7 protein-coding genes and 1 pseudogene are annotated in these 7,208 nt (G+C 75.1%); 7 read left to right on the top strand and 1 reads right to left on the bottom strand.

Features of this window, described 5'->3' with window-relative positions; translation table 11 throughout:
• Positions 1-1,002: HNH endonuclease signature motif containing protein (locus FN207_RS15395; protein ID WP_142459336.1), on the top strand; the 1,002-nt coding region annotated here is incomplete at its 5' end.
• A gap of 20 nt (positions 1,003-1,022) precedes the next feature.
• Here the strand turns inward: FN207_RS15395 and FN207_RS15390 are convergent.
• On the bottom strand, positions 1,023-1,502 hold the full coding sequence (locus FN207_RS15390) for a metallopeptidase family protein (RefSeq protein ID WP_110905584.1): 480 nt from the start codon (positions 1,500-1,502) through the stop codon (positions 1,023-1,025).
• A 187-nt stretch (positions 1,503-1,689) separates the two neighbouring features.
• Here FN207_RS15390 and FN207_RS15385 point away from each other — a divergent pair, with 187 nt between their 5' ends.
• The 6 genes and pseudogenes from FN207_RS15385 to manA all read left to right on the top strand — a co-directional run bounded on the left by FN207_RS15385 (position 1,690) and on the right by manA (position 7,164).
• Positions 1,690-2,040 (top strand): DUF3499 domain-containing protein, encoded by a 351-nt coding sequence (locus tag FN207_RS15385; RefSeq protein WP_110005458.1) that lies wholly within the window; start codon positions 1,690-1,692, stop codon positions 2,038-2,040.
• Between the two features lie 87 nt (positions 2,041-2,127).
• A complete protein-coding gene (locus FN207_RS15380) occupies positions 2,128-3,489 on the top strand; it encodes a phosphomannomutase/phosphoglucomutase (protein ID WP_142459335.1) in 1,362 nt (453 codons plus the stop codon).
• A pseudogene (locus tag FN207_RS27545) lies at positions 3,486-3,587 on the top strand (Trm112 family protein); the annotation flags it as partial. The gene FN207_RS15380 and the pseudogene FN207_RS27545, both read left to right, overlap by 4 nt.
• Positions 3,588-3,703: 116 nt before the next feature.
• Positions 3,704-4,846 carry an SIS domain-containing protein gene (locus tag FN207_RS15370; RefSeq protein WP_142459333.1) on the top strand — a complete coding sequence of 381 codons (1,143 nt, stop codon included), beginning with the start codon at positions 3,704-3,706 and terminating at the stop codon, positions 4,844-4,846.
• Positions 4,847-4,948: 102 nt separating this feature from the next.
• Positions 4,949-5,914: a DUF808 domain-containing protein gene (locus FN207_RS15365; protein WP_142459332.1), complete on the top strand. Its 966-nt coding sequence runs from the start codon at positions 4,949-4,951 to the stop codon at positions 5,912-5,914.
• 74 nt (positions 5,915-5,988) lie between these two features.
• Positions 5,989-7,164 (top strand): mannose-6-phosphate isomerase, class I, encoded by a 1,176-nt coding sequence (manA, locus tag FN207_RS15360; RefSeq protein WP_142459331.1) that lies wholly within the window; start codon positions 5,989-5,991, stop codon positions 7,162-7,164.
• Positions 7,165-7,208 lie beyond the last annotated feature (44 nt).

Raw genomic sequence — 7,208 nt, 5'->3', positions numbered from 1 at the left:
AGCAGGGTTCTGCCCGAGGCCTCGCAGCTGAACGGCGGCAAGCTGAAGAAGCGCGTCCTGGAACTCCTGCTCGAGCTGGACGCCGAGGCGGCCGATCGGCGGCGGGCGCAGGCCAGGCGAGGGTCCGATGTGCGGGTCTACCCGTCCCCGCAGGAGGGCATGGCCACCCTCGCCGCCGATCTGCCCGCCGACGTCGCCGCGGCGTGTCATGCGCTGGTCGACGAGCTGGCGCGGATGCTGAAGGCCGACGGCGACGAGCGGCCGATCGGGGAGATCCGCACCGCGGTGTTCGCCGACCTGCTGCAGCGGCCGTGGGACGACTCCCGGCCGCCGGTGACCGCGCACCTGCAGATCATCGCCACGCTGGCGTCCCTGGCCGGCCGCTCGGACGAGGCGGGCGAGGTCAACGGCCTGCCGATCACCGCGGCCCAGCTCCGGGAGTTGCTCGAACAGCTCGACGCGCTCGGTGTGCACACGCCCGAGGGCGGGTCGGTGACCCTCGCTCTCACCGACGAGGACGGCACGCTGCGGGCCACCAGCACGCCGGACCAGCTGCGCCGCATCGCCGGTCGCGGCTGCCCCGAGCATCCGGCCGTCGACTGCGGGTGTGCGGTGCTCGACCGGCCCGAGGCCGTCGACCGCTACACGCCCGCGGCCGCGCAGGAGCGGTTCGTGCGCACCCGGGACCGCGCCTGCCGCTTCCCCACCTGCGGACAGCGGGTGGGCTGGGCCGACGCCGACCACGTCGTCCCGCACGCGCACGGCGGCGCCACCGACTGCGGAAACCTGTGCTGTCTGTGCCGCAGCCACCATCGGCTGAAGACCTTCGCCAGAGGCTGGCGCTTCCAGATGAGCTCCGACGGCGTCCTCACCGTCACCACGCCGTCCGGGATCACCCGCACCACGCGGCCACCGGGCCTGCGGCCACCACTCACCGCTGACACCGGGCCGCCACCGCCGGATCGAGTGGCCGCCCCGGACGACGACCCGCCGCCGTTCTGAGCCGGCCGGTGGGGGAGGGCTCAGCCGGTCGGGTCGATCTCCTCCGGGTCGCGGCCGAGCAGCACCGCGACCTGGTCGACGACGACGTCGCGCACGAGGTCGGCGAGGTCGTCGCGGTCGTGCGCGCGGATCTCCAGCGGCCGCCGGTAGACGACGATCCGCGCCGGCACCTCGCGGCCGTCCTCGCGGTGTGGCGGCAGCACGCGCGCCAGCGGCACGGTGCCGTCGTCGAGCACGTCGGGGTCGAGGACGACCTCGTCGGGACTGGTGTGGTCGACCCACGGCACGTCCTCGACGGCGAACTCCACCCCGGCCAGCTCCCGCTCCCAGCGGCGCTCGAGGTCCTCGACGACGTCGAGGACGAGGTCGTCGAACTGCTCCGCGCGGCTGCGCGCGAGGGGGACCTCGTCGGGCACCAGACGCCCGCGCAGGCCCCGGCCGTGCCGGTCGCGGCGGGACCGGGGAGGCCGGGAACGGTCGGGGCGGACGGGTCGGCTCATGGCGGGGCGAGCGTACGGCGCGCCGGGAGCCGCGGTCAGCGGAACTCCCGGGGCACGCTGTCCGTCACCCCGGTGGCGGGGCGCGCGGGGACGTCGGGTTGGATGAGGAGCGAGGGACTCCCGCTCGGTGAGTCTGTCGCCGACTCCCGGGGTACGCGGCTACTGTGCCCAGCGTGAGGAACCGGTGGTGAGGCAGTCACGTCGCTGCAGTCGCAGCGGCTGCGCGCAACCGGCGGCGGCGACACTGACCTACGTCTACGCCGAGTCGACCGCTGTCGTCGGCCCGTTGGCCACGTTCTCCGAGCCGCACAGCTACGACCTCTGCGAGTTCCACGCCGAGCGGCTCACCGTGCCGCGCGGCTGGGAGGTCGTCCGGCACGAGATCGACGTCGAGGACTCCGGCCCGACCGGCGACGACCTGCTCGCGCTCGCCGACGCCGTCCGCGAGGCGGCCCGTCCCGAGCCGCCGCGGCCCCCGGCCGACGACGGTCGCGGCACGCGCCGCGGGCACCTGCGCGTCCTCCCCGACCTGGAGTAGCGCCTCCCCGGGAGCCGGCTCCCGAGCCCGCCGATAGGGTCGTCCGGACCGGGGGACCGCCTCCGGCCAGTCCAGGCGAGGGTGGCAATGACGGACCTGTCGGCGATCATCAAGGCCTACGACGTCCGGGGCGTGGTCCCCGACCAGTGGGACGAGGACGTCGCGCGGCGCATCGGCGCCGCCTTCGCGGAGTTCGTGCACGCCGAGAGCGGCGCCACCGCGGTCGTCACGGCGCACGACATGCGCCCCTCCTCGGTGCCCCTGTCCCGCGCCTTCGCCGAGGGCGTCCTCTCCCGCGGCGTCGACGTCGTCGAGGCGGGGCTGGGCTCCACCGACCTGCTCTACTTCGCCGCCGGCTCGCTGGACGTGCCCGGCGCGATGTTCACCGCCAGCCACAACCCGGCGCAGTACAACGGCATCAAGCTCTGCCGCGCCGGCGCCGCCCCCGTGGGGCAGGAGTCCGGGCTGGTCACCATCCGCGAGTGGGCCGAGCGCGACAGCTACGAGCGCGTCCCCGACCGGGTCGCCGAGGTCGGGCAGCGCGACCTGCTGTCGGCCTACGCCGCCCACCTGCGCGCGCTGGTCGACCTGTCGGGGATCCGCCGGCTGCGGGTCGTCGTCGACGCCGGCAACGGCATGGGCGGGCACACCGTCCCGGTCGTGCTCGACGGCCTCCCGCTCGACGTCGTCCCGCTGTACTTCGAGCTCGACGGCACGTTCCCCAACCACGAGGCCAACCCGCTGGACCCGGCCAACCTGGTCGACCTGCAGGAGGCGGTCCGCCGCGAGGGCGCCGACATCGGCCTGGCCTTCGACGGCGACGCCGACCGCGTGTTCGTCGTCGACGAGCGCGGGGAGCCGGTGAGCCCCTCGGCGATCACCGCCCTGGTCGCCGTCCGCGAGCTGGCCAAGGGCCGGGGGACGACGGTCATCCACAACCTGATCACCTCGCGGGCGGTGCCCGAGATCGTGCGCGAGCACGGCGGGCAGCCGGTGCGCACCCGGGTCGGGCACTCGTTCATCAAGGCCGAGATGGCCCGCACCGACGCCGTCTTCGGCGGCGAGCACTCGGCGCACTACTACTTCCGCGACTTCTGGCGCGCCGACACCGGCATGCTCGCCGCGATGCACGTGCTGGCCGCCCTCGGCGAGCAGAGCCGCACCCTGTCGGAGCTGACGGCCGCCTACAGCCGCTACGCCGCCTCCGGGGAGGTCAACTCCACGGTGACCGACGCCGCCGCGAGCACCGCCGCGGTCCGCGAGGCCTTCGACGCCGAGGGGGCGACGTTCGACGAGCTCGACGGGCTGACCGTCGACCTGCCCGACGGGTCGTGGTTCAACCTGCGGGCCAGCAACACCGAGCCGCTGCTGCGGCTCAACGTGGAGGCGCCCGACCGGGCGCGGATGGAACAGCTCAGGGACCGGGTGCTGGGGATGGTGCGCGCATGACGCAGGGGACGACGCCGGGGCCGCTGGGACTGGACCCGCTGCTGCTGGAGGTCCTCGCCTGCCCCGACACCCACCACAGCCCGCTCACCGTCGACGAGGCGGCGAGCGAGCTGCTGTGCACCACCTGCGACCGGGCGTTCCCCGTGCGCAACGGCATCCCGGTGCTGCTGCTCGACGAGGCGCGGCGGCGCGGCGGAACGGGAACGGACACCCCGTGACCTCGCCCGAGCTGGCCGAGGAGGTCCTCGACGACCTCGACGTGCTGCGCGCCCGCGACCCGCGCGGCCTGCTGCCCGCCGTCGCCGGCGCCGGTGCGCAGGTGCGCGAGACCGCCCGGCTGACCGAGGAGGCGGGGCTGGAGCGGGTCACCGGCGGCGGCCGCCCGCGCGGCCTGGTCATCGTCGCCCGGCGGGAGGGCGCGGTGGCGGCCTCGGTGCTGCGCGCGCTGCTCGGCCCGTCGAGCCCGGTCACCGTCGACGTCGTCCCGGGCCCGGACCTGCCGGTGTGGACCGGCCCCACCGACATCGCCGTCGTCGCCACCCGCACCGGCGCCGGCCGCTACGCGGTCACCCCGGCCTACGAGGCGGCCCGCCGCGGCGTGACCCTGCTCGGCATCGGCGCCGAGGACGCGCCGCTGCGGGCGGCCTGCTCCACCGCGCGGATGCCCTACGTCCCGCTGCCGCGCTCGCGGGTGCGGCACACCACGCTGTGGTCGCTGCTCACCCCGCTGCTGCGGCTGGCCACCGACCTCGGCCTGCTGCGTCCCGAGGCCGCCGACCTCGAGGCGGTCGCCACAGCCCTCGACGAGGTCGCCGAGGAGTGCGGGCCGGCCCGCGAGTCGTTCACCAACCCGGCCAAGACGCTGGCGCTCGAGCTGCTCGACGCCTTCCCGGTCATCGCCGCCGAGGGACCGCTGGCCGACACGGCGGCGGCCCGCTTCGCCGACCAGCTCGCCACCCTCGCCGGCCTGCCCACCAGCGGCTTCCGGCTGCCCGACCAGCGGGTGGCCGCCTGCGCCGTCCTCGGTGGCCCGCTTGCGCCGCGCGACGCCGACGACTTCTTCCGCGACCGCGCCGAGGACGAGGGCCGCCGGCTGCGGCTGCTCACCATCCGCGACACCGACGCCGCCCACCACGACGGCGCCGGCGAGCGCGAGCCCCGCTCGGCACAGGAGGCGATGGCCGAGGTGCTGCGCACCGCGGTGGCCGGCAACGTGCCGGTCAGCGGGCTGGCCGAGCACGGCGACCCCGACCGGTACGGCCGGCTGCCCCGCCTCGCGCGGCAGCTGGCGGTGGCCGACTTCAGCGCCGTCTACCTGGCGCTGGCCCTCGACCAGGAACGGGCACTGCGGCGGTGACCCGGCGACCGGTGTCCGATCCGCCGGCCCGGGGTACCGCTCCCGGACGCGCCCGGCCCGACCGGGCGCTCGACGACTGCTGACCGACCGGAAGGACCTCCCGTGGCCGGTGGACTCGTAGCCCTCTTCGACGACGTGGCGCTCATCGCCCGCGCCGCCGCCGCCTCCATCGACGACGTCGGGGCGGCCGCGGGCAAGGCGAGCATCAAGGCCGCCGGCGTGGTCGTGGACGACACCGCCGTCACCCCGCAGTACGTGCAGGGCCTCAGCGCCGAGCGCGAGATCCCGATCATCCGCCGCATCGCCGTCGGGTCGCTGCGCAACAAGCTGCTGGTCATCCTCCCGGTGATCCTGCTGCTCAGCGAGTTCCTGCCCTGGCTGCTCACGCCGATCCTCATGCTCGGCGGCGCCTACCTCTGCTACGAGGGCGCGGAGAAGGTGTGGCACCGGCTCACCGGCCACTCCGCCGCGCACGGGGACGCGGAGGGGCAGCCCCCGGACGAGGACGCCCTCGTGCGCGGAGCCGTGCGCACCGACCTCATCCTGTCGGCCGAGATCATGGTCATCTCGCTCAACGAGGTGGCGAGCGAGAGCTTCTGGTCCCGGCTGGCGATCCTCGCCGTCGTCGGCGTGCTCATCACCGTCCTCGTCTACGGCGTCGTCGCCCTCATCGTGAAGATGGACGACGCCGGGGTGCGCCTGTCGCGGTCGGACAAGAAGGGCATCGCCGGGCTCGGCCGCGGGCTGGTCAAGGGCATGCCGAGGCTCCTCACCGCCCTCACCGTGATCGGCACCGCCGCGATGCTGTGGGTCGGCGGCCACATCCTGCTGGTGGGCAGCGACGAGCTCGGGCTGCACGCCGTCTACGGCCTGGTGCACCACCTGGAGGAGGCGGCCCACGAGGCCACCGGTGCCCTGGGCGGGGTCGTGGGCTGGCTGGTCAACACGTTCGCCAGCGCGCTCGTGGGCCTCGCCGTCGGCGCGCTCGTCGTGCTCGTGCTCAACCTCACGGTGCACCGCCGCAAGGGCGGGGCGGAGGCCCACGAGTCGGCCGCCGGCGGCCACTGACGCCGGTGCCTGCCACCCCGGCCGGGTGACGAGCTGCTCGGGCGGCCGGGTCCGCGCCGGTAGCCTCGGGGGCGATGTGGCAGATGAGCAACGCCGTCCGGCACTACCCCTGGGGCTCCCGGACGGTCATCCCCGACCTGCTGGGTGAACCGGTCCCGGCCGACCGGCCCTACGCCGAGCTGTGGATGGGCGGCCACCCCGACGAGCCCAGCGTCCTGTCCACCGGACTCGCGCTGGACAAGGCGATCGCCGAGCGGCCTGCCGAGCTGCTCGGGCCGGACGTGGTCGAGACCTTCGGCGCGCGGCTGCCCTTCCTCATGAAGGTGCTGGCCGCCGACGCGCCGCTGTCGCTGCAAGCGCACCCCACCATGGCGCAGGCCCGGGCCGGGTTCGCCGCCGAGGAGGCCGCCGGCGTCCCCAGGGACGACCCCACGCGGACGTTCAAGGACCCGTGGCACAAGCCGGAGCTGCTGCTGGCGCTGACCACCTTCGAGGCGCTGTGCGGGTTCCGGCCGGTGGAGGAGTCGCTGCACTGCCTGGCCAAGCTGCAGCTGCCCGAGCTCAAGCCGACCATCGCCGCGCTGGCCCGCGGCGGCCTGCAGGCGGCCATCCCGCAGCTGCTGGCGCTGTCGGGCAAGCGGCGCACGCACCTGGTCGAGGTCGTCGCGCAGAAGGCGGCGTCCTTCGTCGCCGCGCACGACCCGGAGTTCATCAACACCTACCGCTGGGCGACGACGCTGGCCGAGGCCTACCCGGGCGACCCCGGCGTCGTCATCTCGTTGATGTGCAACCACCTCAAGCTGGCCCCCGGCGAGGCGGTGTTCCTGCCGGCCGGGAACCTGCACGCCTACCTGTCCGGTGCCGGCGTCGAGGTCATGGCCAGCTCGGACAACGTGCTGCGCGGCGGGCTGACCAGGAAGCACGTCGACCTCGCCGCGCTCATCGAGGTGCTGGACTTCTCCGACGGCAAGGTCCCGGTGCTGCACCCGGTGCTCGGTCCCGGCGGACTGCGCTACCCGGTGCCGGTCGACGACTTCGACCTCACCCGCTGCCAGCTCGACGAGCTGGCCGGCTCCCTCGGCACGCGCGGCCCGCAGGTCCTGCTGTGCACCGAGGGCGAGGCGGTCCTCGAGTCCGCCGAGGGGGAGGTCCGGCTGCGCAGGGGCCAGTCGGCCTTCGTGCCGGCCGGGGCCCCGGTCAGCGCCCGCGGCCCCGCGGTGCTCTACCGGGCCACCACGAACCTGCGCTGACCCCGGGCCGCGTGTCGCGGCGGAGGAGGGCGCGACGGCGGACG

Source organism: Geodermatophilus aquaeductus (assembly GCF_900182545.1).
Taxonomy (GTDB): Bacteria; Actinomycetota; Actinomycetes; order Mycobacteriales; family Geodermatophilaceae; genus Geodermatophilus; species Geodermatophilus aquaeductus.
Note: the sequence above shows the minus strand (reverse complement) of the source record. Positions and strands in the feature narration are given on the sequence as shown.

What these genes read in the sequence shown, in the direction of transcription:
- FN207_RS15390 (WP_110905584.1), bottom strand. Translation starts at nt 1,502, where the DNA reads ATGAGCCGACCCGTCCGCCCCGACCGTTCCCGGCCTCCCCGGTCCCGC.
- FN207_RS15380 (WP_142459335.1), top strand. Translation starts at nt 2,128, where the DNA reads ATGACGGACCTGTCGGCGATCATCAAGGCCTACGACGTCCGGGGCGTG.
- manA (WP_142459331.1), top strand. Translation starts at nt 5,989, where the DNA reads ATGTGGCAGATGAGCAACGCCGTCCGGCACTACCCCTGGGGCTCCCGG.